Annotated in this window: 33 protein-coding genes and 1 tRNA gene; 16 read left to right on the top strand and 18 right to left on the bottom strand. The window is 61.8% G+C overall.

All coding sequences use genetic code 11. The annotated features are described in order from the left end of the window. Positions 1-109: 109 nt before the first annotated feature. The 4 genes from AC0V8S_RS16705 to AC0V8S_RS16690 all read right to left on the bottom strand — a co-directional run bounded on the left by AC0V8S_RS16705 (position 110) and on the right by AC0V8S_RS16690 (position 4,058). Positions 110-430, bottom strand: a complete 321-nt coding sequence (locus AC0V8S_RS16705; RefSeq protein WP_475438408.1) for a Bbp19 family protein — start codon at positions 428-430, stop codon at positions 110-112. Then, entirely contained in the window at positions 427-2,208 is a 1,782-nt protein-coding gene (locus tag AC0V8S_RS16700) for a portal protein (protein WP_475438407.1), read from the bottom strand. Before AC0V8S_RS16700 ends, AC0V8S_RS16705 begins: the two co-directional genes overlap by 4 nt. A gap of 380 nt (positions 2,209-2,588) precedes the next feature. Then, a complete protein-coding gene (locus AC0V8S_RS16695; RefSeq protein WP_475438406.1) occupies positions 2,589-3,158 on the bottom strand; it encodes a hypothetical protein in 570 nt (189 codons plus the stop codon). A 576-nt stretch (positions 3,159-3,734) separates the two neighbouring features. Beyond that, positions 3,735-4,058 (bottom strand): hypothetical protein, encoded by a 324-nt coding sequence (locus AC0V8S_RS16690; protein ID WP_095203833.1) that lies wholly within the window; start codon positions 4,056-4,058, stop codon positions 3,735-3,737. A 280-nt stretch (positions 4,059-4,338) separates the two neighbouring features. Here AC0V8S_RS16690 and AC0V8S_RS16685 point away from each other — a divergent pair, with 280 nt between their 5' ends. Beyond that, the gene (locus AC0V8S_RS16685) at positions 4,339-4,539 is read left to right on the top strand and encodes a hypothetical protein (RefSeq protein ID WP_475438405.1); all 201 of its coding nucleotides are present in this window, start codon (positions 4,339-4,341) and stop codon (positions 4,537-4,539) included. A gap of 52 nt (positions 4,540-4,591) precedes the next feature. On the opposite strand, the gene AC0V8S_RS16680 is transcribed toward AC0V8S_RS16685, so the two are convergent. Next, positions 4,592-5,002, bottom strand: a complete 411-nt coding sequence (locus AC0V8S_RS16680) for a hypothetical protein (protein WP_475438404.1) — start codon at positions 5,000-5,002, stop codon at positions 4,592-4,594. Positions 5,003-5,132: 130 nt separating this feature from the next. Between AC0V8S_RS16680 and AC0V8S_RS16675 the strand changes: the two genes are divergently transcribed. Continuing rightward, positions 5,133-5,504, top strand: a complete 372-nt coding sequence (locus tag AC0V8S_RS16675; RefSeq protein WP_475438403.1) for a nuclear transport factor 2 family protein — start codon at positions 5,133-5,135, stop codon at positions 5,502-5,504. Positions 5,505-5,700: 196 nt separating this feature from the next. Here AC0V8S_RS16675 and AC0V8S_RS16670 read toward each other — a convergent pair whose 3' ends face one another. The 4 genes from AC0V8S_RS16670 to AC0V8S_RS16655 form a co-directional block, all read right to left on the bottom strand. Further along, the gene (locus AC0V8S_RS16670) at positions 5,701-6,537 is read right to left on the bottom strand and encodes a hypothetical protein (protein WP_475438402.1); all 837 of its coding nucleotides are present in this window, start codon (positions 6,535-6,537) and stop codon (positions 5,701-5,703) included. Then, entirely contained in the window at positions 6,525-7,088 is a 564-nt protein-coding gene (locus tag AC0V8S_RS16665; protein ID WP_475438401.1) for a hypothetical protein, read from the bottom strand. The genes AC0V8S_RS16670 and AC0V8S_RS16665 overlap by 13 nt, the downstream gene beginning before the upstream one ends. A 77-nt stretch (positions 7,089-7,165) precedes the next feature. Then, entirely contained in the window at positions 7,166-8,659 is a 1,494-nt protein-coding gene (locus AC0V8S_RS16660; protein ID WP_475438400.1) for a deoxyguanosinetriphosphate triphosphohydrolase family protein, read from the bottom strand. A gap of 404 nt (positions 8,660-9,063) precedes the next feature. Beyond that, positions 9,064-9,819: a phage terminase large subunit family protein gene (locus AC0V8S_RS16655; RefSeq protein WP_475438399.1), complete on the bottom strand. Its 756-nt coding sequence runs from the start codon at positions 9,817-9,819 to the stop codon at positions 9,064-9,066. Positions 9,820-10,268: 449 nt separating this feature from the next. On the opposite strand from AC0V8S_RS16655, the gene AC0V8S_RS16650 reads away from it, so the two are divergent. Then, a complete protein-coding gene (locus AC0V8S_RS16650; RefSeq protein ID WP_475438398.1) occupies positions 10,269-10,415 on the top strand; it encodes a hypothetical protein in 147 nt (48 codons plus the stop codon). A gap of 31 nt (positions 10,416-10,446) precedes the next feature. Here AC0V8S_RS16650 and AC0V8S_RS16645 read toward each other — a convergent pair whose 3' ends face one another. The 4 genes from AC0V8S_RS16645 to AC0V8S_RS16630 form a co-directional block, all read right to left on the bottom strand. Beyond that, a complete protein-coding gene (locus AC0V8S_RS16645; RefSeq protein ID WP_096447815.1) occupies positions 10,447-10,800 on the bottom strand; it encodes a hypothetical protein in 354 nt (117 codons plus the stop codon). Positions 10,801-10,884: 84 nt separating this feature from the next. Next, positions 10,885-11,649 (bottom strand): terminase large subunit domain-containing protein, encoded by a 765-nt coding sequence (locus AC0V8S_RS16640; protein WP_475438397.1) that lies wholly within the window; start codon positions 11,647-11,649, stop codon positions 10,885-10,887. Next, on the bottom strand, positions 11,537-11,929 hold the full coding sequence (locus tag AC0V8S_RS16635; RefSeq protein WP_183461144.1) for a hypothetical protein: 393 nt from the start codon (positions 11,927-11,929) through the stop codon (positions 11,537-11,539). The genes AC0V8S_RS16640 and AC0V8S_RS16635 overlap by 113 nt, the downstream gene beginning before the upstream one ends. Further along, positions 11,922-12,329: a hypothetical protein gene (locus tag AC0V8S_RS16630; protein WP_475438396.1), complete on the bottom strand. Its 408-nt coding sequence runs from the start codon at positions 12,327-12,329 to the stop codon at positions 11,922-11,924. Before AC0V8S_RS16630 ends, AC0V8S_RS16635 begins: the two co-directional genes overlap by 8 nt. Before the next feature lie 626 nt (positions 12,330-12,955). Here AC0V8S_RS16630 and AC0V8S_RS16625 point away from each other — a divergent pair. Further along, on the top strand, positions 12,956-13,225 hold the full coding sequence (locus AC0V8S_RS16625) for a hypothetical protein (RefSeq protein WP_475438395.1): 270 nt from the start codon (positions 12,956-12,958) through the stop codon (positions 13,223-13,225). Between the two features lie 54 nt (positions 13,226-13,279). Here the strand turns inward: AC0V8S_RS16625 and AC0V8S_RS16620 are convergent, their stop codons facing one another. After that, the gene (locus AC0V8S_RS16620) at positions 13,280-13,648 is read right to left on the bottom strand and encodes a phospholipid-binding protein (RefSeq protein ID WP_244661773.1); all 369 of its coding nucleotides are present in this window, start codon (positions 13,646-13,648) and stop codon (positions 13,280-13,282) included. Positions 13,649-13,826: 178 nt separating this feature from the next. Here AC0V8S_RS16620 and AC0V8S_RS16615 point away from each other — a divergent pair, with 178 nt between their 5' ends. Further along, entirely contained in the window at positions 13,827-14,132 is a 306-nt protein-coding gene (locus tag AC0V8S_RS16615; RefSeq protein ID WP_010910423.1) for a hypothetical protein, read from the top strand. Between the two features lie 8 nt (positions 14,133-14,140). On the opposite strand, the gene AC0V8S_RS16610 is transcribed toward AC0V8S_RS16615, so the two are convergent. Further along, positions 14,141-14,566, bottom strand: a complete 426-nt coding sequence (locus tag AC0V8S_RS16610) for a DoxX family protein (RefSeq protein WP_475438394.1) — start codon at positions 14,564-14,566, stop codon at positions 14,141-14,143. A 230-nt stretch (positions 14,567-14,796) separates the two neighbouring features. On the opposite strand from AC0V8S_RS16610, the gene AC0V8S_RS16605 reads away from it, so the two are divergent. The 8 genes from AC0V8S_RS16605 to AC0V8S_RS16570 all read left to right on the top strand — a co-directional run bounded on the left by AC0V8S_RS16605 (position 14,797) and on the right by AC0V8S_RS16570 (position 18,308). After that, a complete protein-coding gene (locus AC0V8S_RS16605) occupies positions 14,797-15,165 on the top strand; it encodes a VOC family protein (protein ID WP_475438393.1) in 369 nt (122 codons plus the stop codon). Between the two features lie 139 nt (positions 15,166-15,304). After that, positions 15,305-15,496 carry a hypothetical protein gene (locus AC0V8S_RS16600; RefSeq protein WP_475438392.1) on the top strand — a complete coding sequence of 64 codons (192 nt, stop codon included), beginning with the start codon at positions 15,305-15,307 and terminating at the stop codon, positions 15,494-15,496. 516 nt (positions 15,497-16,012) lie between these two features. Beyond that, positions 16,013-16,192 (top strand): DUF3606 domain-containing protein, encoded by a 180-nt coding sequence (locus AC0V8S_RS16595; RefSeq protein WP_027052489.1) that lies wholly within the window; start codon positions 16,013-16,015, stop codon positions 16,190-16,192. Between the two features lie 202 nt (positions 16,193-16,394). Further along, positions 16,395-16,850 (top strand): GFA family protein, encoded by a 456-nt coding sequence (locus tag AC0V8S_RS16590; protein WP_475438391.1) that lies wholly within the window; start codon positions 16,395-16,397, stop codon positions 16,848-16,850. Positions 16,851-16,969: 119 nt separating this feature from the next. Then, on the top strand, positions 16,970-17,206 hold the full coding sequence (locus AC0V8S_RS16585; protein ID WP_095205020.1) for a DUF982 domain-containing protein: 237 nt from the start codon (positions 16,970-16,972) through the stop codon (positions 17,204-17,206). Positions 17,207-17,217: 11 nt separating this feature from the next. Further along, the gene (locus AC0V8S_RS16580; RefSeq protein ID WP_475438390.1) at positions 17,218-17,463 is read left to right on the top strand and encodes a DUF982 domain-containing protein; all 246 of its coding nucleotides are present in this window, start codon (positions 17,218-17,220) and stop codon (positions 17,461-17,463) included. Between the two features lie 437 nt (positions 17,464-17,900). Beyond that, positions 17,901-18,197: a hypothetical protein gene (locus tag AC0V8S_RS16575; RefSeq protein WP_475438389.1), complete on the top strand. Its 297-nt coding sequence runs from the start codon at positions 17,901-17,903 to the stop codon at positions 18,195-18,197. Between the two features lie 37 nt (positions 18,198-18,234). Continuing rightward, positions 18,235-18,308: transfer RNA gene (locus AC0V8S_RS16570), tRNA-Gln, on the top strand. 535 nt (positions 18,309-18,843) lie between these two features. Here the strand turns inward: AC0V8S_RS16570 and AC0V8S_RS16565 are convergent. Beyond that, positions 18,844-19,008, bottom strand: a complete 165-nt coding sequence (locus AC0V8S_RS16565; RefSeq protein ID WP_183461200.1) for a hypothetical protein — start codon at positions 19,006-19,008, stop codon at positions 18,844-18,846. Between the two features lie 252 nt (positions 19,009-19,260). Between AC0V8S_RS16565 and AC0V8S_RS16560 the strand changes: the two genes are divergently transcribed. Together AC0V8S_RS16560 and AC0V8S_RS16555 are read left to right on the top strand one after the other, a co-directional pair. Then, a complete protein-coding gene (locus tag AC0V8S_RS16560; RefSeq protein WP_475438388.1) occupies positions 19,261-19,674 on the top strand; it encodes a DUF982 domain-containing protein in 414 nt (137 codons plus the stop codon). 119 nt (positions 19,675-19,793) lie between these two features. Then, positions 19,794-20,027, top strand: coding sequence for a DUF378 domain-containing protein (locus AC0V8S_RS16555; RefSeq protein WP_183461203.1), 234 nt, complete (start codon positions 19,794-19,796; stop codon positions 20,025-20,027). 44 nt (positions 20,028-20,071) lie between these two features. Here the strand turns inward: AC0V8S_RS16555 and AC0V8S_RS16550 are convergent, their stop codons facing one another. After that, entirely contained in the window at positions 20,072-21,181 is a 1,110-nt protein-coding gene (locus tag AC0V8S_RS16550) for a PAS domain S-box protein (RefSeq protein WP_475438387.1), read from the bottom strand. 119 nt (positions 21,182-21,300) lie between these two features. Continuing rightward, positions 21,301-21,534 carry a hypothetical protein gene (locus AC0V8S_RS16545; protein ID WP_183461214.1) on the bottom strand — a complete coding sequence of 78 codons (234 nt, stop codon included), beginning with the start codon at positions 21,532-21,534 and terminating at the stop codon, positions 21,301-21,303. Positions 21,535-21,797: 263 nt separating this feature from the next. Here AC0V8S_RS16545 and AC0V8S_RS16540 point away from each other — a divergent pair, with 263 nt between their 5' ends. After that, entirely contained in the window at positions 21,798-22,100 is a 303-nt protein-coding gene (locus AC0V8S_RS16540; RefSeq protein ID WP_183461217.1) for a hypothetical protein, read from the top strand. The last annotated feature ends 48 nt before the right edge of the window (positions 22,101-22,148 follow it).

Here is a 22,148-nt window from a genome sequence, read left to right as displayed (position 1 = left end):
GTATGGGGGGCAGCGCTAAGTTCCGAAATGCTGGCGCCGCCCCTCACCTGCCTGCCGGCATCCCCTCCCCGTAGAGACGAGGGAGGGGGCGCAGCTTCGCGGACTCCGCCTACCCTTCCGCCCGCGCCGCTTTCTCCAGCGCCGCCAGCTGTGTCTCGTCGAGTGTCAAAAACCCCATAATATGCTGCACCACTTCGGCACGCGCATTGCTGAGCGCGCTGTGCAGCTCGAAGCCTTCGGGCGTCCGCGTCCGAGCCATCCATTCGCCATAGGACGGCCGCCTGTAGTAGCCGACGGTCGCCGCGAGGTCGGCCAGCACCATCTCGCCGTCTTCGCCGGAGAACACGCGCAGATATGCCTTGGTCAGCGCATCCCGCGCCCTGGCCGGGCCGCCGGCCTGGCCGGCGTGGGCGAAGCGTTTGCCGCTCATGCGCCGCCTCCCGCCGGCGCCTGGCCACCGGGCATGGCTTGCCCAGCCTGGCCACCGCCCTGCCCGCCCGCGCCCTGCAGCATGTTCTGCAGGCCGTCGAGCAGCCCGCTGTCGCGCGCCTGCACCGCCGCCGGCACCGCATCCTTGGCGGCCTTGCCCGCACTGGCGATCGCCGCCATGCCGGCCTGGGCTTGCTGGGCCTTGGCCCGCGCATCGCGCATGCCGTCGACCTCTTCCTTGCGCCGGAAGATGCGCTGCGGGCTGCGGCCGGCGCTCTGCACGATCTTGATCGCCTCGTCGCTGTCGATATTGTCCATGACGCCCGGATCGAACTGCGCCATCTGCATGGCCGTCGTCACCACCTGGATGGTGTCGCGCGCCTCGGCCGAGCGTCTGAGCACGTCGAGCGGGCCGGTGAAGGTCGGCCGCACCGTCTTGCCGGCCAGGCTTTCCGGCGGCACGAAGCGGCTGTCCTCCTCGTAGAGGCCCTTGTCCACGAGAATGCCGAGCTCGCGGTCGAGATTGGTGGCGAAGCCCGCCTGGATGATCGAGCCGGAAGGCCCGAGCAGCGCGCCCTTCTCTTCCTGGCGGATCAGCGCTTCGGTCGCCGTCATCTGCGGGTTCTGCACCAGCGTCTGGAACAAATTGACGAACATCATGTCGCGGATCTCGTCGGCTCGGCTTTGGGCATAATTGAAGGCATAGGTCGGGTTCTGCCCGGTGGTGATGGGCGCGATCAACGGCCGGCCATTGTCGTCGATCAGCCCGGGATAATTCTCGCCGGGATTGAGCACCGGCACATAGTCGAGCCTGGCCTTCGAGGCGGTCGCCGGATCGGTGATCTGCTGCAACGCGCGGAGCCCGGAGCGGCGCACCGCGTTTTCCTCGCGCACCGTGGTCAGCGCCTCGATGGCCGGCGAGATGCCATAGGGGTCGCCCTCGTAGCGGCGCCAGTTGAAGGTCGACACCGGAAAGGTACGGAACCCGCTTTCCCTGGCGATTTCCTCCTCGTCCTCGATGACGTGGTAGGAGGCAAACGCCGTGTCGAGATACTGGTACTGATCGCCCAGCCGATACATCCTGCGCTCGTCGCGCGGCTGGATGCACTGGACCAGCGAGATCTTGCTCTCGCATTTGACCGGATCGTCGACCAGCATTTTGATGCGCGCCGGCAGCTTGTCATAGCCGAGCAGCTGCGCCGCCTGCCGCGCCGTGCGCTCGTAACGGCGATGGAAGATGTCGACCTGGCCCCAGCGGTTGCGGCTGAGATAACCCTCGACCACCGGGATCGAGGCATAGTGGATCAGCGTCGAGCCAAACCCTTCCTCGGCATAGAGATAGGCCGGACCGTAGCGCACGACATTGCGCAGGCAGGCTTGCGTGGCGGGGACAAAGTTCGAATTGGCGGAATAGCGCAGCGAGAACAGGAAATCGCGCAAGCTTTCCGCCCATTCCTTTTCCTCGTCGGTCTCCTCATCATTCATCGCCGCCGTCGACAGCCCATGCCATTTTTCCGACTGCGGGATGATCAGGCTTTCGAGCCCGGCGGCGAGGCGATTGGCGGCCGAGTTGATGGTGTTGGCATAGACGCGGCTGCCGCGCCGCTCCTGCCGCTCGGCCTGCGAGTCCGGCCCGCCGCTTCGGCGCCCGTTCCAGACATCGGGCGCATCGGGGTCGCAGAACTCCGCCACCTGCTCCCACACAGCCTCATACTGGCTGCGCTCGGTCTCGAGCTCGGACTGGCGGGACAGGATATCGCGGGCGCGGGAATCGGTCATGGGTGCCTCGCTGGGATGTGGAAAGGGGGTGACGTGGGAGAGCGTAATCTCCCCCCTCGAGGGGGAGATGGCCGGCAGGCCAGAGGGGGTCGGTTCGACTGGGCGCGGCCTCTTGCGGCAGATGAAGGTTGGCGCCCGGTCGTACCGACCCCCTCTGTCGCCTTTGGCGACATCTCCCCCTCAAGGGGGGAGATTACCCGCGTCGCTTCACCAGTCGCCCGTGCCGGCGCCAGTACCACCAGTCCAGCACGCGCTTGCGAAAACTGCGCTTCATCGCGGTCATGGTCTAAAGCCCCAGGAGCACGCGGCGCTGGCCGGTGAGGCTCGACGGCGCGAGGTCGGTCTTGACGGTGCTCTGCGTGCCCTGGCGCTGTTCGAGCTCAGCCCGCAATGCCGCCTCGCGAGCCTTGACATCTTCGTCCTTGATCGTCGGCGCCGGCGGCAGCGGCTTCAGTTCCGGTGGTTTTTGAAACAGACACATGGTTCCAGCCTTCTCTTGTCCAGTCGTAGAGGAAAAAGTCTTCGCCGTTGCGGCCGTAGCCCGGCAGCAGGCAGCGTTGCGTGGCGCCCAGCCGGCCAAGCCAGCGCAACGCCAGATCATTGGCGGCCAGGGCGCGGGCCTCGACCCGCCAGGCGCCGCGCGCCGCGACCTGAGGCCCGAGCACGGCATGAAAGAATTCGGTGATCCCGGGCACGCAGCGCTTCATCCGGCGCGTGCCCCAGCTCCAGGCGATCCACAAACCGCCGCGCTGCTCGGCCGCGCCAAATCCGGCCTCCGGATTGCCGTCGAGCTCGGCGACATAGGCAAACCCCTGCAGCGCGGTGAGCGCCAAAAGCGCCGGCGACCAATGGTCGAGCTGGCAGTCGATCTCGGCACGGTCTTCGGGCCGCAGATTGGCGGCGATGTAGGAGAGATCGCGCAGCGTGGCGGGGACCATGCGGATGGCCATGGATGGACTTTCCTCCGCGGGAAGCGAAGTCATCGTTCAAGCGAGAGAAAGCGCCGGCGATCCCAGCTTCGTCATTCCAGAGCGAAGCAAGGAGCGCAGCGACGCAGCGCAAACCCCTGGAGCTGCTCGGCAGCCCAAGGGATCCATTCCGTGACATCAAGGCGTTGCGACGATGTGGAGGCGTCGCGTTCCCTCGCAATCGTCGCCGCATCCGCACCGACCATCGCGCAAAAACAAAACCCGCCTCAAGGGCGGGTCGTTGGCGCAAATCAGCACCATGGATAAGAATGTACCATTGCTGCCCTCACGCGGTCAATGGACCGCAGGAAAAAATTCCCATTTGGTGCCGTTCCGGGCCAAAATTACGATGACAATGCACTGCTTCCGCTCGATCGTCCTGAAGCAATAGCGGACTTCGAGAAGCGGAGTCGCATCAGAGAATGAGTGCACTGTCACGGCAATTCCGTTCGTCGGCTGATGTCGCGGAATGGATCCCCGGGTCAAGGCGGTCAAGCCCGAGGATGACGAACCGGTAGGCGTCCCGCCCCTTGAAGGCGGTTCAGAGGCCGTGCCAGTCTAGGCTTTTGGCTTCGCCTTTCTGACTTCCTCAATGGCCATGTTTAACGCCGTTTCAAAGGCGTGCCTTAAGCCAGAGATCTTGTCCTTCCTCAGCGCAGCTGTTTGTTTTGAAATAGGCGCGAGTTCCCAAATGAGCGCGTTGCCTGCCTCCAGCAGGTGAGCCAGAGCTGCATCCGTTGCCTGGCTCGTTTCCAAAAGGTCGCGCGACTTCCCAATGTTCAGCTGCAAATGACGCGTAATCCCTTTCACGTTGCCTGCTTCCGCATGGATCGCCTCTCTGCGCAACTTATGCAGGTACTCCACCGCTGCTCCGATTGGCATTTGTTCCTCCCTTGCTGTCGAAACCTAACGGATCATCATACGCCTCATTCTGAAAGAGGCCGCGCAATATCGTGGGTTTGGCGACTTGGGCGAAACCAACCAGGTCCGGAACTCAAGAATGTTGGAAATTCACTGGTCGAGCTGGCAATCGATCTCGGCGCGGTTTTCGGGGCGCAGATTGGCGGCGATTTAGGAGAGATCGCGCAGTGTGGCAGGGACGATGTGGGGGGTCAAAGCAGGTCACTCGTGCTATACTCAATCAAACGAGGAGAACCCACGGATGGACTTCCCCCAGGACTTGATCGACACGGTAATGCGCCACCTGGATCGGCTGCCACCAACCGACGAACCAAGAATGTTCGATGCCAAGCGTGTGAGGGATGACATCCTGTCGACCAACAGCAAATGGGATGCCGCCTCGGTCACCGCAGCCATCAAGGAGCTAACAGCCAAGGGCGGCGTGGACCCGGTCGGCATCTAGTCCGCGGCCAGTCCTCACTGAAGCGAACTACAAATTAAGGTGCGAGTGTGAATTACAGTGACACTGCGCTGTTTTCCACGCCGCAGTGAGGAGGTTCGCTCCAATCCCATGGGTAACCGATAATAGTGCCACCGTAATTCCGCCAGGCGCCGCGCGCCGCGACCCGAGGTCCAAGCACGGCGTGAAAGAATTCGGTGATCCCGGGCACGCAGCGCTTCATCCGGCGCGTGCCCCAGCTCCAGGCGATCCACAGCCCGCCGCGCTGCTCGGCCGCGCCAAACCCGGCCTCCGGATTGCCGTCCAGCTCGGCGACATAGGCAAAGCCCTGCAATGCGGTGAGCGCCAGCAGCGCCGGCGACCAATGGTCAAGCTGGCAGTCGATCTCGGCGCGGTCTTCGGGGCGGAGGTTGGCGGCGATGTAGGAGAGGTCGCGCAAAGTGGCGGGAATGATGCGGAGGGTCATGGGCGAGGCCATCGTGGTGCACTTCCCGCCTTGGGTGGGGTCTCGGCGGCCTTGACCGACCAAGTCGCCAATGACCTACTTCGGAACGCGCACGAACGAGTATCGACCATCCGGGTCGACGGAGGCGGGAATGGACATTCGATCGACACTGACGGAGCTATGCGAAGCCTTCAACGCCCACGATCTCGATCGCATCATGGCGTTTTTTGCCGACGATTGCGTTCTGGAGATGCCGAGAGGAAGCAAGCCCTGGGGTTCTCGTCTCGAGGGCAAAGCAGACGTACGAGCAGCGCTGGCGTCCCGCTTTGAAGGCTTGCCCGATGTCCACTACGGCAAATCAGAGCATTTTGCGGACGAGGCAGCCGACACCGGCATGTCGAAATGGCTCCTCACCGGCACCACCCGCGAGGGCGTGAAAAAGGAAGTCCACGGCTGCGACTTCTACACGTTTCGCGACGGCAAGGTGATCCGCAAGGATTCGTACTGGAAGATCGTGGAGTAGGAGTTGGGACAGCGCAGCCAGGCCCAGCGCCGTCCGGCTCAATTAGCAAAGGTGCCTAAGTCCTAATCAGCCAGCCGGCTGCTCCTTCGAATGCACGGTTTTGAAGGTCGCTTGGACCTTCTTTGTATCAGAAAACGCCGCTGCAATCTTCTTTTTGGTTTTGTCGATTGCTGCATTCAGTTCGTGGGAATTTGGCTCATTCAGCCGATCGGCGAGGTGATCGAGCTTTCGCCGGGCGATTGGGTCTTGGATCTGGCTGCGATTCATGACTGTTCTCCCTACGAGATGGTTGGTGCTGAACGCGACTGACGTACCTTGGGTTCAACTCGGGAACGAAATAGTGCTTTCGCTTGACCCAGATGAAGCCGTCTGCCCTGGATATGACAGCCACGTCTATCGGGCCGCCGACGGTTTCCATCCCCCTCGAAACCTTCCTCTTTATCGACGTCAGGTTCACCAATGCCTCGGCCATCGTGGCCAGCTCCGGCTTTGGCATGAATTCCACCATATCTTCAATAGCGGACTTTGACTGCGACCGTATGTCAGCAAAGGTAGAATTTGCAAGTTCGCCTAAAAAGGCGTTCTGCGCCTGCTCTGCCTTCGCGCCGAGCGCCGCTTTATCCTCTTCGCTCATTTCGAGGTTAGCCAAAATGTGCGTGCTGATGGACGGCACCGTGTTTATGCAGAACTGCATGATGTAACGCTCGATGCCTTCGTCCAACCCGTAAAGGAAGCGCTCGACCATCTCCTTTTGGGCAAAAGGTATAACGCGGGCACGATCCCCGTCGCGATCGATGTCGACCGTGTTCGTCTCGATATATTTCAGACGGCCGAAGGCCATGCCGTCAATCTCGAACGAAGCAAGACTCGGAAAGATATCCTTCTTCCCGAATCCGGCTACCACGACACCGGTCTCGCCCCCGGACAGCCAATCTTTCAGGACCGCGTTTCTCGCGATACCAACAAGTCGGGCTATCATCGCCTCGGACTCGCCGTGGAAATTCGCTGCCACTATCGAAGTCATGGTCGCCATCTCGGCATCGCCAATGGCCGGAGGGCCTTTGGAGCCGTCCGGGCCCAGAATTTCCCGTCCGGCCGTTTTGCGAGAATGCGCTCGAACAATGCTACCGATTCTTCAAAAACAGCCCGAAGATTTTTCATGAAATCGTCTTGCTGAGCTAGCGGCGGCGCGTTGACCAACTTTTCCAATTTCTCCTGCACGCGTCCCTTAATTCGGTCCAGGACCGGTTCGATCATGTTCGATAGAGAAGCCTCAAGAACCTTCTTCGGAGATTTCGCGCCCCACTCACAGAGGAACCGAAGAAGGTCAAAACCCGCGGCTGGAAGCCGATCGAACTCTTGATAGCGCTGCCTGTAGTCTGCAATCAGCATCGGCAGCGGGGCCTGCATGAACTGCATGCCGTGGTAAATCATCACACCGATCGGCGTGGGGCCGCATAGATCGAATAGCTTGTCAGCAGAGTCATAGATCTTTTGCTCTTCGCTGCCTGCCGAAATGGTGACCGCGCTATCGGTCGCAAGAGCAACAGCCATTTTGTTCAATATTGCAATTTCAGCAGTCATATTAGCCCCTCCTTGAGGGACTAGAGCTGAGTCGCAATGGAAACGCAAAATAAGGCCCAGTGGCCGTAACAATCCCGTTAGTGTGGCTTCCAAATTGTGATCGGATTCTCGCTGGTGATCCGAGCATACATTTCGACACAGTAGCGGTCGCTCATCCCGGATATGTAGTCACAGACCACGCGAGCTTGCCAAGGCTCACTGTCAATAGCTCCGTAGAGTTCTCTCCAGTCGGTTGGCAGCAGACTTCGGTCTCCCATGAAGCACTCGAACAGCGTCTTTATTATCTGGTCTCCGCGCTTCTCCGCTATCTTCAACATGGGGGAAACGATCAAGAGTTCAAACGCGAAATGCTTAAGGGTCTCTACGCTTTTGAAGGTGTCCACATCGAGCTGCACCGATGACATAGATGGGCAGGAGGGAATTGGGGTCACGTTGACCCCGCGGATAAATCGCCCAACCAAATCTGAGGTGAACGAGGTTCGAAGATATCCCTTCTCAGCTAAGGCTTGAGACCCTGCTGAGGTGTGGGTGCCAATTAGGAAAGATAATTCTGCTTCGGTGGCGCCTTCATTCAGCTTCTTGAGCGTAGCGTCATTGAATTGAAGAAGTGGTTTGAATATCTCGCCCAGAATATCGTTGACGTCGGAAACCGTAAACGAGGCATCCACACCAGACGCGCCTGGAAGCTTTGTCGCCAGGCTTTCGCGTACTTTGGCGGCAATTTTTTCCTTGAACTCGTCGTCCTTCGCCATCATAGCCAGCGGGGTCAGAAAATTGGCTTTGAAGGCGTCCTCAATGTCGTAGGTCGAGTATGCGATGTCGTCCGCAACATCCATGATGTGGCATTCAATCGTTCGAAATTTCTCACCGAAGTCTGGCGCTACGTGCGCCTTGATTCGTTCGACCAGTTTTCCTTCCGACGCATAGTATCCTTTGACCGGTTTCTTTTCCGAGCCTTGAGTAACGCGGGCCGCTTCGGTTTGCGGTATAACCCGGTCATACTTTAGGATTGACGCAAGGGATCGATAAGTTAGGTTTAACCCAAGCCTTAGGTCGGTTAGGGACGCCGGATCCACAGCCCGAGGGCCTCGGGATGCGCTTGGGAACTCTGTAGTGGTTTTCTTTTCGATCCTAGCGATGAGTCTCAGTGTTTGCGCGTTCCCCTCAAACCCGCCGTGCCGGAGCATGAGCCTGTCCAGCGTCGCCTCCCCGTTGTGGCCGAACGGCGGGTGCCCTAGGTCATGCGCCAGCCCAGCGAACTCCACCATATCAAGGTTGAGCGGGTTTCGCTTGAAGAAGGGGTCAGTGCTGTTAATTCGGATAGCGATAGATTTTGCTATCTGCGCAACCTCTAAAGAGTGCGTCAGCCGGTTTCGGAAAAAATCACTCTCATGAGAAGGGAATAGCTGTGTCTTGCCCTGCAGGCGACGGAATGACGGGCAATGAATCAGGCGCGCGAAGTCGCGTCTCGACTGGTCCCTGTATTTTTCAACCCCGAGCGTTGCACTCGGGGTAATAACCGCTTCCCTCAGCCAGTCATTTTTTGTGTACAGCTTTGTCCTTGCTGGCATTCCCCCCACCCCGTTCTGTATGCGACGTGACTATCCGGCCCCCTTTTGTGGAGACAGTTAGCGTCACTTCCCCCTTCGAACCGGCTATCTTGACACTCGATACGGACGACAGCCGCTCCGCCGCATAGGCCCGCGCTCCGTGCAAACCTGCTGAATCCACAAATGTCGATTGCCTGGCCATAGATGCTCTCCCTCTGGCGTTCGATCGCCTCACCTTATCCGTTCACGCATTTATAAACAGTCTTGACAGCCCACACGTTCCTGGAAATTTACGATTCGTTTGCCTGGTAGACTCCGGCAGTTATCCGATCGCCGCCACTCCGCTCCATATACGAGTGCCTCCCCGCTTCAGGTCGGCAATTCCCTCGAGTCTTGAAGCCCTTCCGCCCGCAATGCTAGACCCCTCACCGAAACGCCCCCAGCGGGTCGCTCTGCCCCGCCGGCCGCCGCGCCGCCTTGAACTCCGCCGGATCGACCACCGCCTCGCGCAGCATCATCACGCCATAGCGTGTCGCCGCCATCAGGTCGTCGCGCAGTTTTACAACCTGGCCGTCCTTGCGATGGTAGAGCCGAAACTCCTCGAACCAGTCGGTCAGCGTCGAAAACACCTTGAAGCGGCCGGATTGCATGCGGTCGAGCATTTCCATCAGCCCGGCCTCGACCGAGACGGAGCCGTCGGCGAACTGCGCATGGCGCGACAGCATGTTCAGCCCGTGCGCTGAATATTGTTTGGCCAGCGCCACGCCCGCCCCTTCCAGCGTCTCGCGGCGGCCGTCGCGTGGCCAGGCAAAGGGCAGCCATTCGCCCCAGGGTTTCAGGGTCAGCGTCTGCATCGCCGGCGTCTGCTGGGAGGCCCGCACTGCTTTTGTGACATAGACGACATCGGCCTCCGTATCCCAGGCGAGCTCGACGGCGGCGGAAGGATGGTCCCAGCCGAAATCGAGCGCGCCGATGCGCGGCCAGTAGCCTGGTAGCCGGAACGGCGCGCAGGCGATCGACGCCTCGGCCACCGGAAAGATGCGGCCCGAGCCCAGCACCGGAATGCCCCGGGCGCGCGCCTCGCGCTCATGCGCGGGATAGGCGGCAACGATCGCCGCGCGTTCTTCGGGCGAATAATGCGCGGCATCGTCGATGGTCATGAAGGTGACGTGACGGGACATATGAGCCTGCCCTAATTACCTGCCGTGACGAGCTATTGCCATTGATAATACTGTTCATCAATGCGAAGTAGCTGATGACTCGGGGGAGATACATGATCCGCATAGCAATCGTTGTGGCCATTGCAGCCAGTGCATCAGCATGCCAATCGAACGTTCCATATGATACAAGTAAGCAGACTTGCAAGATGTACGATCTCCACGGGTACCAACACAAAGTTTGTGCCCCGGACACACCGAACAAAGTATGCAATGTCTGGTTCAATCCGATTTCCGGTGACGAAAGGATATGGTGCCAACCGCTCACCCGGAAAGCGACCGATCCCAAGGCCCGCGCCAGACAGCTTGCGGGCAGCCAATACCCCTAATTCGACTTCAATCAGCTTTTTTGACGCCCAGGCCTGATCAGCCGATGCGAACGTCACGGGGCGGCGCTGCTTGAGCAAGTCCTGGTGTGGCCCGCCGCGCGCGAGGCGCTGCATGAAGGCTCGGAACGGGCGCTGGCAGGTTTCAGCGAAGATGAAGTGGCGACGCTGCTGGGTTTGCTCAGGCGGCTGAACGAAAACCTCGATCGGATGGTGGCGCGGGAGACGGAGTGAACAAGTTCAGAACCCGAGTTACCAGACCCACTTAGCTCTTATACCCCTCGTTCAAACAATCATTCTTCCAGGCCCAGTCGAAGTCGGCCCGAGACATGGACTGGCCCATGCCCGGCTCGACAAACGGACCGGCGGTGTTGTCGATATAGACGATGAAGCGCGCCTCCTTGGTGAAGGTGCCAACCTTGGCGGTGATGACGCCGCAGGTCTGGCCGGATGAACTGTCGCCGGTAAGCTGGACATGTGAGAATGTGGCGGAAGGATCGCTCACCAGACTGCGCATCTTGCCTTCGGCGGCGGTGATTGCATCGGCGCGCCAATCGCCGCTTCCGGTGCAGGCTGAAAGCAGGGCAGAGAGCAGGAGCAGTTTTGCGATTTGGCGCATGTCAGACCTCGAACGTCGCGCCGGACGCTACTCGACCACCGGTTGCTGCAAAAGCGGCATTGCAAATCATGGTTTCGCGGCGGTTCACCCCTTCGCCAACTTTTCCACCTCCCCCGCCGACAAAAACAGCAGCACCACATCGCTCATGCCAAGCAGCGGCGTGAAGGTGACGATCGTAATCCCGCCGGTCGCATTGGTGCGGGTCAGGCCTTCGGAATAGATGTCAAGCGGCGGTTCCTCGTCGAACCAGACGCCGTGCAGCGTCTCGCCCTGCCATTTCTCGCGGCCCTTCTCGAAACTCTTGAAGGACAGCACGCTCTCGCCGGCCTGGACGTCGCCGCCACCGCCATGGCGCACGACGACGCTGTCGAGGGCGCCGGGCGCGCCGCGGCCCATGATGGTGTGACGAATAGCATCGGCCGGGATCATGCCGGTGCCCCAGGCCGCCTGCTGCTGCGGCGGGCCGACCAGCACGCGCTGCGGGTTGTCGCGCGTGCCCTCGCCGGTGACGCCGGCAGCCCACAGCCGCACGGGCGTGTCGAAAACCTTGCCTTGCCACCACGCGGGATAGCGGCCGGTCAGGTGCATCGCCCATTCGGCGCCGCCGGCCCTGGTCTTACCAAGCTGGTTGCCGGCCATGAACAGCCTTTCGCGGTTGACCGCTCCTGCCGCGTGAAATTCAGCCTGGCGCCGATACGGCTTGTAGGCCGCCAACTGGTTGGCGCGTCTTCGGCGGTCAAGCTCCGCCAGCAGCGCCAGGTATTCCGTCTTCGCGGTGATCGGCGGGCTCTTCGAGGAACGGTTTGACGACGGCTTCGAGGCTGCGGATACGGCTGCGGATCTCTTCATCGCTCAGGGCATCCAGATGGTTGATGGCGACATCGAAATCTTTGGGCAGAACCGACAGCACGATCTTCAGATACTGGTCCGGCTTGTCGGCCCGCACCTCGGCGATGACGCCGGCGCCATACGCGCGGAAGTCCGCGCGCACGGCGGCCAAAAAATCATCGCCCAGCGTCTTCTTCGTCCGTTTCGGACGGGGCGCCTGCGCGGCAGCCTCACGAACGGGCTTGCGCCTCGTCGGCCTCGCCTTGCGGCGTACCGGCCCGGCGGCGGTGTCATCAGCCATCGACCTGGTCCATCACCGTAGCAGCGGCATCGCTGGCCGCCTTGCCCGCCTTCGGCGCCGATCCGGCCGGCTTCCGTCTACGGACGGTTTTCTTCTTTGCCCTCTTGCTGCGCTTCGGCTTTGAGGTCGCGGCAGGTTTTGGCGCACCGACGCGCTTTGCCACGCTGGCCTGCGCCCTGAGACGCGCCAAGACGAGACCGATGGCGTGGCCGCCGATGCCGGCTTGCGGAAAACCAAAGCCACCGGCCGCGTCCCGCACCATGCCGATCAACACGCCGGGCGCGACCAACTCGACCCGGCCAAGACGCGGCTGGGGCGCCGCGCCCTCGAACGCGCCAATGGCGCTGACGACCTCACGGCCGTCATCGTCGGTGATGATGGTGGCGTAGCGTTGGGTCATTGGATTCTCGCAAAGGTCGCGCTCTACGGCGCCCCCCTCTGTCCTGCCGGACATCTCCCCCACAGGTGGGGAGATCGGCTGTCATCCCGGCTTTCGCCAATCACAGACGTTGCAGGAAAGGCGCTGCGCCGAAGCTGCTGATCTCCCCCCTCGTGGGGGAGATGTCCGGCAGGACAGAGGGGGCGCTGTCCCGCCAGCGTTCAAAATCGGCAGTCTCAGCGCCGTCACCAGACAAGGCGCCAGAAAAACAAAACCCGCCTCGGCGGCGGGTCGCTGGCGCAAATCAGCACCATGGACAAATATGTAGCATGGCTGCCCTCACCCGGTCAACGATTTTCTAAGAAAAAATTCCTATTCCATCTTTCGGCACCAATGCGGAGACGCAACCGGCATCGCTTGAGGGGAAGCTGAAAAAACAAAAACCCGCCTCGCGGCGGGTCATCGGCGCAAATCAACACCATGGGCAAAATCATAGCACAACGGCCCTCACCCGACAATCGGATCGGCGACATCAGACCATCCGAAACCTGCATTGCCTAGCCGGCTTTTCATCGACCGGCAGCTGTGGGATCATCAGCTGAAGCTCATGGAATGATTCGCGTCGCACGGCCTTTTAGGAGAGGACGATGGACAGACCAGCCATGGCATCCGTGTTCAGGATGCGGCATGCTCCAGCCTCGGTTTCCGGTGTGCGCAGCACCGGCCAGGGCCAGGCTGACCCGGTGATCCGCGTCAACTCGCTCGGCGACGCGATCCGCTTCGTCGCCAACGCCTACCCCAACTACGACATCAGCGCCGTGGCCATACATTGCGGCGATCCCTCGATCCCGCGCCTCGGCAGCCTGGAGGTCAAGGCGGTGTGGCGCGAATATGGCGAGCGCCTGACGCAGGAATAGAGCACGGTCCCGAAAGGTGGAATCCGGCTTCATCCGCGCCATTACCCGATAGCGTCACGGAAAACGTCGTCGCGCTTTTGCCGTCGCGATGGTTTTGCCGCTGCCATCGAGCGCCTTCACCGATATCTCGTACATATGCGGCCTGGGCGGACAGGGTCCGCGATAGCTGAAGGCTCCATAGGGCAAGGTTTTCTGGCCGCCGAAGACCACGGTGCCACCGCCATGTTTGAAGTCGGGCGCGTCCGTATCGACCATCTTGAACGCCAGCGTCTTCGTCCCGGCGGGAACGCCGGAAAGCGTGATCGGCGGCGACTTCGGATCAAAACACTTGACCGTCGGGCCCCATTCGAAGTTCATCGCCATGTCGGCGGACGCGGCCGTCGTCATCGCCACGGCAAAACCAAAGGCTAGTACAAGACGCAAAACGACCTCCCTGCTTCGCACCCGGCCCTGGCGATCATAGTCTCTTTTCGCACGCAAGGCATCGCGGCGAGGCTCGCGACCGACGGGCAAGACGTCCGCGAGCTGGCCAAACGCCTGCCCTCGGATCGGAAACGCCGCTGGCGCGTTTTAGTTTTGGTCAATGGAGGGAGCAATCGCCATGAACGTCGCCAATCTGCAACTCGAAGGCCTGCTGATGGCCGTCGCATCGATCAACCACGTGCTGGTTCGCAAGGGGGTGCTGACATCGGAGGAGATCGACATTGCGCTGCGCAAGGCCGAGGCCAGTGAAACCGGTGAGGAGCGGTCCAACGGCATGTCGGCGTCGAGCCGCGACGCCGTCAATTTTCCGATCCGGCTGCTTGAGCTTGCCAACCAGTGCCAGCCGGAGGCCGACATGCCGTCATTCTCGAAACTGGCCCGCATGGTCGGCCAGATGAAGGAACCCTATAACGACCAGTTGTGAGGCCAGCCTCACGCCCTGCCCGGCCAGCCCAGGTTCAGCGCCAGCGTCCGTCCCGGTCCGTGGACGGCGGCGAAGAGCAGGCCGGCCAGGAACGAAAAATGGTCGACGAAGAAGCCGAACTCGGCCTGGTTACCGGCCCAGTGGCTGGGGCCGTGGAAGGCAAAGCCCAGGAACAGCACATAGGCCGCCGCGACGAGAGCCGCCTGGGTGAAGAAGGCGCCGCTCAGGAAACACAGCACCAGCGCCACCTCCAGGATCGCCGCGCACCAGGCGAGGAAGAGCGGGAAGGGAAAGCCAGCGGCGGCGATGAAGCCCGCGGTGGCACCCATGCCCATGAACTTGAAGGTCACCGCCATCAGGAAGACGGCGGCGAAGATCAGGCGGGCGATGAGAAGGGCCGCGGTCTGCCACGGCGATTGAGTGATGTCCGGCATGCTGTCTCTCCAGGGTTTGCAATGGATGTCGACCCAAGGACGAGCGACCCTGCGCAGTTCCGACACCGGCCTGGAATTTTTTGCACGATAGCGATGGAGCTCTGGATATCGGCACCGGTCCGGCGCGCACGGACAGGACGCCGTCGCCGGGCCTGAAACCTTGCCGCGACCTGCCCCGAAAGCTACCCTCACAAAGGGGCGCTTGATCAGTTTATGAGGAGAGCCAGCATATGGCGACGGTCCGGTATCTCGTCAGCGATGTCGAGTTGGCGATAGCATTTTACACGAAGCATCTGGGTTTCGTGCTGCAGCAGCAGTTCGGTCCGGCGATGGCCATCCTCAGGCGCGACGACCTGACGCTCTGGCTTGCCGGCCCGATGGCGTCGGCGGCGAGGCCGATGCCGGATGGCCGGACGCCGGAACCGGGCGGATGGAACCGCATCGTGCTGGAGGTGGAGGACCTGCCGGCGCTGGCCGCCCGGATGCGCGAGGCCGGCGTGCCGTTCCGCAACGAGATCATCGACGGCCCCGGCGGCCGCCAGATCCTTTGCGAGGATCCGTCCGGCAACGTCGTCGAGCTTTTTGAACCGAGAGCATGATCCCTCCCGAAGTCCGGTCGCTGGCCTCGGCTTCCGCCTTGGCGCTGTCGGCGCGGCGCTCCCGCGCCGGTGAAATCGGATTATTTCGGTTTGCCGGCTGATGGTATGATCGCTCTCGCCCACGGGGAGGGAATCAAACATGGCCAAGGCCTTGACCATCGGCGCGCCGCAGCATCCGGCGATGAGCGCCGCCTATGGACAGCACTGCCGGGAGATGCTCGTCCCCCACCTCGACGCGCTGCTCGACAAGGTCGAGGCCGCCGGCTGGGATCGCGGCCAGGCCGCGTCGGCGCTCATGTACCTCGCCGCCAGGCGGCTGACGCCAGCCTGAGGTCGGTGCCGGGCCTTGGGCCGAGGCGTTCACGAACAATTAATGATCCTGAAACTTGTCCGTAACCAGCAACGTGGTATCGTTAGCTGGGGCTAATGCACAGGTCCGTCCTGTGCAGCAATTTGGGTGGGTTGGGTTTTGGGCGCGAGCGTCAAGTTCGGGACGATGTCCTATATGGTCGGGTCTCCGGTCCTCGAGTGCAGCGGTTGCGGCGGCACCGGGCAGGTTTTCCAATGCCCGCGCTGGACACGCTCCAACGGCCTTTGCTGTCCTGCCGGCACCCACCAGCGCGGCTGTCCCGGCGCCAGCGCGCCTTGCGCCGATTGCGGCGAGACCGACCAGCACGGCGCCGGCCTGGCCCCTGCATCGGCCTGAAAGCCTGCAATCCGCGTCGGGCAGGCTTCTGTCCGCCATCTGCCATGGAACCAGTAGCGCCGATCGCTGTTATGTCTGATCGCGGCATCCTATATAGCGATGTCCGCACGACCGTGCGGCTCACAGAAAGCGAGGTCCGCCATGCCCGACGATAAATCCAAGATCAAGCAGGACCGCAAGCTGGTTTCGAGCGAGGAGACCTACGAGGTCGCCGCCTTCGCGCGCAAATACGGCATCCCGCAGAGCGAAGCCCAGACCATCATCAAGCGCTATGGCCCGTCGCGCAAGAAGCTCGACAACCACATGGCCGCGCGCGGATAGCAGCCGCGAGCCGCAACCATTTCGCCGTTATGGCGTTGAAGGATGCTGCGGGCCGCGTCGGCCCGGTTGGTGCTGCCAGCCGGGCTCGGCGGTACGATGGACAGGATGTCTTTTCCTGGTTTCTGGCCAACGAAATGGCAGATGAGCCCCCGCCCGTAGCGTGCCAGACTGACAAGAGCCAGACCGAGGGAGGGCCGCGATCATGTCCGACACCACACGCAGGACCGGTAGCTGCCTGTGCGGCGGCGTGCAGTTCGTCGTCACCGGCCAGCCGATACGGGTCGGCCTCTGCCATTGCAAGGACTGCCGCAAGGCGAGCGGCTCGGTCTATTCAGCCTTCGCCATCTGGCCGCGCGATGCCTTCGAGACATCGGGCGAAGTCGCCAGCTATGGCACGCGCAGCTTCTGCCCGACCTGCGGCGGCCGCGTCGCCTGGATCGGCGATGATGAGGTCGAGGTGATGCTCGGCAGCCTCGACGTCGCGCCGACCGACCTGGAGCCGCAATACGAATTGTGGACCAGCCGCCGCGAGACCTGGCTGCATGCCTTGCCCGGCACCGAACAGTTCGAGCATGACCGGTCCCTTGACCGGCCAACGTCGGAAGACGCCGTTCCGCCGCCGCCGAGACCTTTGTCGGACGCCGTCGCCCACGATTGAAAATTGATCTTCCGGGTCCGGAACCCTCCCCTGCCGGCGGCGTTATCCGGCGCCCCTTGCGAGTGCGTTGTTTCACAACCGCTGTTCACTCCTGGGGCGGCATGCCACGGAGACTTCAGTTGAACGACAAGATGTTCCCCCGACCGATCCGCCTGAAATTTGCCCCCGAGCGCGAGCGCGTGGTGCGCAGCGCCTGGGAGGGGCTGGAATGCCTCGGCGACTGGCCGGCCGGCCGAGGCCGGCGATACCAGGCGGCGCTGCGTTGCTGTCGCGATGCACTGGACGGCTGGACGCCGCCGGAAAAGGCGATGCGGGCGATGATCGACGCCGCACGCGAAGCCCACATCCTCCAATAGCGGGAAATCCAATGGCCGATGTGATGCTGTCGACACCGATGCGGATCAAGCCGCATGGCTCGGACACGATCCGCGAAGTGGCGACCCTTCAGGACGCCAGTGAAATCCTGATCGACTGGCCGCATGCCAGCCGCGGCCCTTTCTACCAGGCCGCGCGCGAAAAGATCGAGGCGGCGCTGGAAAACAAGGACGGCACGGCTCAGGCACAGGAGGCCTTCACGGCGCTCTGCGATCACGCCGGCCTGCTGGTCCGCTGATCGTGACCGCCGGCCGGCGCCCCGGCCCCTCTATTGGCGACAAAAAGGGTTGGCCCCTTGTCCCGGCGGCATGACGCCTCGGCCGCTATGCGTAGCGGAGGCGCCATGGAAACGGTCCTGACGGGCCGGCGCCCGGGTCAGCGGGATGTCCCCTCGCCCTTGTCGGTCGGAGGAACAGGCGGATCGGTCCTTTGCGGGCACGCCTCGTAGCGGTGGTCGCGGCCGCCGCAGAAGGAACAGCACATGGCTTCGCGGTCTTCGTTTCCGGGCCACCATTGCGGCGTTTCGTAAGGCTTCCTACTGTCCATGACCAGCAATGCGCGACACGTGGTTTGGTTGCGTCTTGCCCTGCGCAACGCGCCGGCTGTCGCGGAACCGGCGGACAGGTGGCGGGTTTTGTGGAACAATGAGGCTGCGTCAAAACCAAGAGAACCGTCATGTCCGCTCGCCTTCGAATCCTGTCGATAACCTTGGCCACCGTGCTTGCGGCGACCGGTCTGGCCGAGGCCCGGCCCGACAGCCGCAGCATCAGCTGCGCCGGGATCCAGGCCATGATCCAGAGCCATCGCGCTGTGGTGCTGACCACCGGCCCGAACACCTATGACCGCTATGTCAGGCAGTTCGGCAATGAATGCGACTGGCCGGAAGTGCCGATGTCAGCCTATATCCCGGCCCGCGATGGGCACTGCCCGGTTTACCGCTGCGAAGAGCCGGTCAACAACTTCCCGAATTGACGCCTCGCCGTACTGACGGCATAACCATCCGAGCTTCTCCCGCTTCGTCTAATGGTAGGACAGCGCCCTTTGAAGGCGTGAATCGTGGTTCGAGCCCATGAGCGGGAACCAGAAAAACCAGATCGCTGGATTCCAAATCTGCCTTTCTGCCGAATACCCACTGAACAAACGTCTGCGAATTGCCTGAACGGATTCGCGGATCGCCGCCTTCGCAAGCGCCCCACCGTATTTGTAATCCGGGTCCTGGGCCTGGCTTCCGCGATCACACCATAGGCCAACGCGGTCACTTGGTTCACAGTACCACCACAAGCGGTCGATTCCTTTGGGATGTAGCCACTTGAAAAGCCCGCCGCAGGTCGCTCCTGTGGCGGGCTTTTCCTATTGGGACCAAGGTCTTAGGCGCTCCACGCAAAGGTCTGACGTAACCGCTTTGGTTCCGGTATCGTCCATTGGACGTTCCGTTACTTTAGCCAATCGCAATATATGGGTGGATCAGGCTTGGCGGGGTAGAGACCCTCCGCCCCATTCATGGCGGCGGCAGGCGCGCCCTTAGGGATCGCGGGACTTGCCGGGGCGTTGGAACCCCTGCCGCAAAAGCAACTGTCGGCGCCGGCTCATGTTCCGAGGCCGGTCCCTGGCGGGCGCCTCAGCGCTCCTTTGGTTTCGGCGTGATCTCCTCGACCCGCACCTTGTCGCCAATCTCTTTCGCGAGGGCGAAAGCCTTGGTTTTGTCCTTCGTGGTCAAGACCGTACGCCACATCGGCTTTTCAAAGACGCTCACAACATAGGTTGTGGCCGGCTTTTCAGACATCGATGGCTCTCACCTCCTTCATTTGAATGCTTCAGCTATATTAGCAATACCGCATATAACAATCAGCCGGCAGCCGCCCCACGCCGGCTAGGCCCGGCGCACTGCTTTCCCAACGAAGTGTGCGCCGGGCCGCCCCCAAGTCGGGCCGAAAACTCGCGCTCTCGGCCAGAGGTGCGCGGGCCGATCGGAGACCCGATCTTCAGCAGGGGATGCCCCTGCCCTGCTGACAAACATAACTATTAGAGATGACTAATGTTCCATCAAGCCGGCTCCGATCGAACGGACCGGCGCCCGCGGGCCTGCGGCACATCGGATGCCTTCGCCGCCGACAAGCTCCCTCAGCCTCGCGCGACAGTGACGGCGGAGATGGAACTGTGCGCTGACGCGGGCGTTATTGTCCTCACGCTGCCGAGGTTCCAATGCAAACAGCTTGGTTTTCCAAACCCGTGGTGGTTTTCGGTCGGTGTGGCCGGTGCCACCCGCAATCTGTCCAACACACAGCAGGCCATCGAATTGCTGACGACACACTGGCGCGACGCCGGCAGCCTGAAACATCAATCCGCGTTGCGCGCCTGCCGCCGCGCGACAAGCGGCGACGTGCCTGCCGATATCGCCAGGGAGGCTTTCATCGAGGCCGCGCGCGAGGCACACATACTGGTCGAGTAGGCCGAGCCGTATTCACGCACCGCAACCGCTGTTCACAATTTCGTGATCAACGGAACCGTCTGAAACGGCAAGCGTTTTTTTGCAGACGTCTTTTTGTCAGGCAACATCAGGAGGCGTTTATGCGCATCATGAACCTCGTCACGCTCGCCCTCATCATCCTTGGCGGTCTCAACTTTCTGTCAATGGGTGTGACCGGCTATGACGTAATCGGCACAGCCTTTGGGGGCGCCATGCTGGCCCGCCTGGCCTATGTGATCATAGGCCTTGCAGCCATATGGCAGCTCATGCCGGGCTTCCAGAGCTTCACCCTTGGAGAAGTCGATGCCGAAAGGCATCTCCCGCATCATCGGTGACTGGTAAGCCGGGGGCGGCGGAAAACCCGCCGCCCACGCGGCATTCAGATGCCGAAGCCCAGCGCGGCGTCGGCATCGGCATCGACGCCGGCTTGCGGCACGATGATCGATGCCAGCGGCGCGTTGAGGCGCCAGTTGAGACGGCCGGGCGAGCGCTCCAGCTCGGCAGAGCCACCCAGCGACTGCGGCGCCACACGCTTCAGGACGACGGTACCGAACCCCTGGCGCGTGGTCTCGTCGCGCTGCTCGGCGGGATGAGGCGTGGATGTCTCGTTCCAGAGCAGCTGGAACTCGCGCCCACCCGAAACGCCAGAACCCTGTGCACCGGCAGTCTTGACGCCGGCACCCTGGGCGCCGGAGTTGATTGTCCAGGTGATCTCGACCCGGCCGTCTTCGCTGCCCAGCGCGCCATATTTGGACGAATTCGTGCCGAGCTCGTGGAAAGCCATGCCGAGATTCTGCACCGCATTCGACTGCAGCGTCAGCACCGGGCCGGAAAGCAGGATCTGCTCCTCGCGGCCGAACGGCTTCAAATGCTCCTGGATCAGGTCGAACAGACTGGCGCCGGCCCACTCCGAGGTGACGAGCAGATCGTGCGAGCGCGACAGCGCCATGATGCGGGCACGGATCAGTTCCTCGAACTCACGCGGGTCGCTCGAGCGCTTGCTTGTTTCCCTGACCATCGACAGGATGACCGCGAACTGGTTCTTGACGCGATGGTTGACCTCTCGCATCAAGAGCCTGATGCGGCGCTCGCTCTCCTTGGCGGCGGAAATGTCGCGGGCGATCTTCGAGGCGCCGACGATCTTGCCATCGGCGTTCTTGATCGGCGAAACCGTCAGCGAGACGGCGATAAGCGCTCCATCCTTGCGCCTTCGCGTCGTCTCATAGCTCGCCACCCGCTCGCCGGCGCGTACCCTGCCGATGATTTCGGTCTCCTCACTTTTGAGGTGGTCGGGGATGAGCATGAGGATGGACTGGCCCACCGCCTCCTCGGCGCTGTAGCCGAACATGCGTTCGGCCGCCATGTTCCAGCTGGTGATAATGCTGTTCAAATCCTTGCTGATGATCGCATCGAAGGAGGAATCGACAATCGCGGCGAGCCGCCCGTCGGCGAGCGTGTCCAGTCTGTCACTGCCCTTGGTATCCGTCATCACCGCCCGGAATTCCGCCATCACCACTAGCTAGCGCGCTGGCGGATGAAGGCAATCGCCGGCAAAAGAATTGCTGCGGGCGATGCGCCACGAGGCAGCGCATCATGCCCGCGAGCACCTCATCGGCTGGCCGGCTTCGCACCTTCATCGTCAGGCAGCACGCCGAACTCCTGCGATTTGACGCCTTGCTCGGCCGTCAGGAATCCGTCCGAGGAAAGACCGCGCCGCAACAGCTCCCTGACCGCGGCCGAGCGGCTTGGCATGCGCTTTTCGAAGCGCCAGTTTTCCAGCGCCGCCAATTCGTCGGTGGTGAGCATGATCTGCAGTCGTTCGGGGCGTTCGAGTTCAGCCATGTGCGCGCTCCTCGCTCAGGACTAAAAATACAGTGAGTTAGTATCTAACTCATTTACCTTATAATTAGGATAGCGCTCATTACGCGTCAAGACCTGCCAGTGAGCGCTCCACGCATCAAACTCAGGATGCGTATCGAATGCCTGATGCACATTCCTGTAACTATCCTAACTAACTGATTTTATTTGGGTATTATGAAATTTTCACTTGCCAGGCCGGCGCGCCGGGCGCATGAACAGAAAACCGTTCCCTTCGGGAGGTTTCGATGCGGTACGATTACTCCAAGCGCCTGCGCGATGACGTCAATTCAGCGGTCCAGAGGGCATTCAAGACGGCAGGCATCGTCAACATCACGGTGACCGCCGAACAGGTCAGGGTCCAAAATCTGGCCGAAAATGTCGCCCTCGAGGACATAGAGTATCTAGTTCTCCAGGCTGCCCAGCTGCTTGGCGCGGCAATCGAATTCGACGCCTTGAGCAATGGGTTGGCGCTGCCAGGAAATGGCATTGATGCTGAGGAACCTGCAATCAGCGCGCCCGCCTTCTCACAGCCGGTCTCGATCCAGTAGTGCCGCTCTGACCCGGCTCCTAACCGCTGCGCCGCTTCCAACACGTGA

The sequence above is a fragment of the Mesorhizobium oxytropidicola genome, assembly GCF_056174625.1.
This window is presented reverse-complemented; position numbering and strand designations above follow the sequence as displayed.

Bases quoted from the DNA above. Each gene is read 5' to 3' on its own strand.
- AC0V8S_RS16705 (WP_475438408.1), bottom strand. From the start codon at position 430: ATGAGCGGCAAACGCTTCGCCCACGCCGGCCAGGCCGGCGGCCCGGCC.
- AC0V8S_RS16700 (WP_475438407.1), bottom strand. From the start codon at position 2,208: ATGACCGATTCCCGCGCCCGCGATATCCTGTCCCGCCAGTCCGAGCTC.
- AC0V8S_RS16695 (WP_475438406.1), bottom strand. From the start codon at position 3,158: ATGGCCATCCGCATGGTCCCCGCCACGCTGCGCGATCTCTCCTACATC.
- AC0V8S_RS16690 (WP_095203833.1), bottom strand. From the start codon at position 4,058: ATGCCAATCGGAGCAGCGGTGGAGTACCTGCATAAGTTGCGCAGAGAG.
- AC0V8S_RS16685 (WP_475438405.1), top strand. From the start codon at position 4,339: ATGGACTTCCCCCAGGACTTGATCGACACGGTAATGCGCCACCTGGAT.
- AC0V8S_RS16680 (WP_475438404.1), bottom strand. From the start codon at position 5,002: ATGACCCTCCGCATCATTCCCGCCACTTTGCGCGACCTCTCCTACATC.
- AC0V8S_RS16675 (WP_475438403.1), top strand. From the start codon at position 5,133: ATGGACATTCGATCGACACTGACGGAGCTATGCGAAGCCTTCAACGCC.
- AC0V8S_RS16670 (WP_475438402.1), bottom strand. From the start codon at position 6,537: ATGGCGACCATGACTTCGATAGTGGCAGCGAATTTCCACGGCGAGTCC.
- AC0V8S_RS16665 (WP_475438401.1), bottom strand. From the start codon at position 7,088: ATGACTGCTGAAATTGCAATATTGAACAAAATGGCTGTTGCTCTTGCG.
- AC0V8S_RS16660 (WP_475438400.1), bottom strand. From the start codon at position 8,659: ATGCCAGCAAGGACAAAGCTGTACACAAAAAATGACTGGCTGAGGGAA.
- AC0V8S_RS16655 (WP_475438399.1), bottom strand. From the start codon at position 9,819: ATGTCCCGTCACGTCACCTTCATGACCATCGACGATGCCGCGCATTAT.
- AC0V8S_RS16645 (WP_096447815.1), bottom strand. From the start codon at position 10,800: ATGCGCCAAATCGCAAAACTGCTCCTGCTCTCTGCCCTGCTTTCAGCC.
- AC0V8S_RS16640 (WP_475438397.1), bottom strand. From the start codon at position 11,649: ATGAAGAGATCCGCAGCCGTATCCGCAGCCTCGAAGCCGTCGTCAAAC.
- AC0V8S_RS16635 (WP_183461144.1), bottom strand. From the start codon at position 11,929: ATGGCTGATGACACCGCCGCCGGGCCGGTACGCCGCAAGGCGAGGCCG.
- AC0V8S_RS16630 (WP_475438396.1), bottom strand. From the start codon at position 12,329: ATGACCCAACGCTACGCCACCATCATCACCGACGATGACGGCCGTGAG.
- AC0V8S_RS16625 (WP_475438395.1), top strand. From the start codon at position 12,956: ATGGACAGACCAGCCATGGCATCCGTGTTCAGGATGCGGCATGCTCCA.
- AC0V8S_RS16615 (WP_010910423.1), top strand. From the start codon at position 13,827: ATGAACGTCGCCAATCTGCAACTCGAAGGCCTGCTGATGGCCGTCGCA.
- AC0V8S_RS16610 (WP_475438394.1), bottom strand. From the start codon at position 14,566: ATGCCGGACATCACTCAATCGCCGTGGCAGACCGCGGCCCTTCTCATC.
- AC0V8S_RS16605 (WP_475438393.1), top strand. From the start codon at position 14,797: ATGGCGACGGTCCGGTATCTCGTCAGCGATGTCGAGTTGGCGATAGCA.
- AC0V8S_RS16600 (WP_475438392.1), top strand. From the start codon at position 15,305: ATGGCCAAGGCCTTGACCATCGGCGCGCCGCAGCATCCGGCGATGAGC.
- AC0V8S_RS16595 (WP_027052489.1), top strand. From the start codon at position 16,013: ATGCCCGACGATAAATCCAAGATCAAGCAGGACCGCAAGCTGGTTTCG.
- AC0V8S_RS16590 (WP_475438391.1), top strand. From the start codon at position 16,395: ATGTCCGACACCACACGCAGGACCGGTAGCTGCCTGTGCGGCGGCGTG.
- AC0V8S_RS16580 (WP_475438390.1), top strand. From the start codon at position 17,218: ATGGCCGATGTGATGCTGTCGACACCGATGCGGATCAAGCCGCATGGC.
- AC0V8S_RS16575 (WP_475438389.1), top strand. From the start codon at position 17,901: ATGTCCGCTCGCCTTCGAATCCTGTCGATAACCTTGGCCACCGTGCTT.
- AC0V8S_RS16565 (WP_183461200.1), bottom strand. From the start codon at position 19,008: ATGTCTGAAAAGCCGGCCACAACCTATGTTGTGAGCGTCTTTGAAAAG.
- AC0V8S_RS16560 (WP_475438388.1), top strand. From the start codon at position 19,261: ATGTTCCATCAAGCCGGCTCCGATCGAACGGACCGGCGCCCGCGGGCC.
- AC0V8S_RS16555 (WP_183461203.1), top strand. From the start codon at position 19,794: ATGCGCATCATGAACCTCGTCACGCTCGCCCTCATCATCCTTGGCGGT.
- AC0V8S_RS16550 (WP_475438387.1), bottom strand. From the start codon at position 21,181: ATGACGGATACCAAGGGCAGTGACAGACTGGACACGCTCGCCGACGGG.
- AC0V8S_RS16545 (WP_183461214.1), bottom strand. From the start codon at position 21,534: ATGGCTGAACTCGAACGCCCCGAACGACTGCAGATCATGCTCACCACC.
- AC0V8S_RS16540 (WP_183461217.1), top strand. From the start codon at position 21,798: ATGCGGTACGATTACTCCAAGCGCCTGCGCGATGACGTCAATTCAGCG.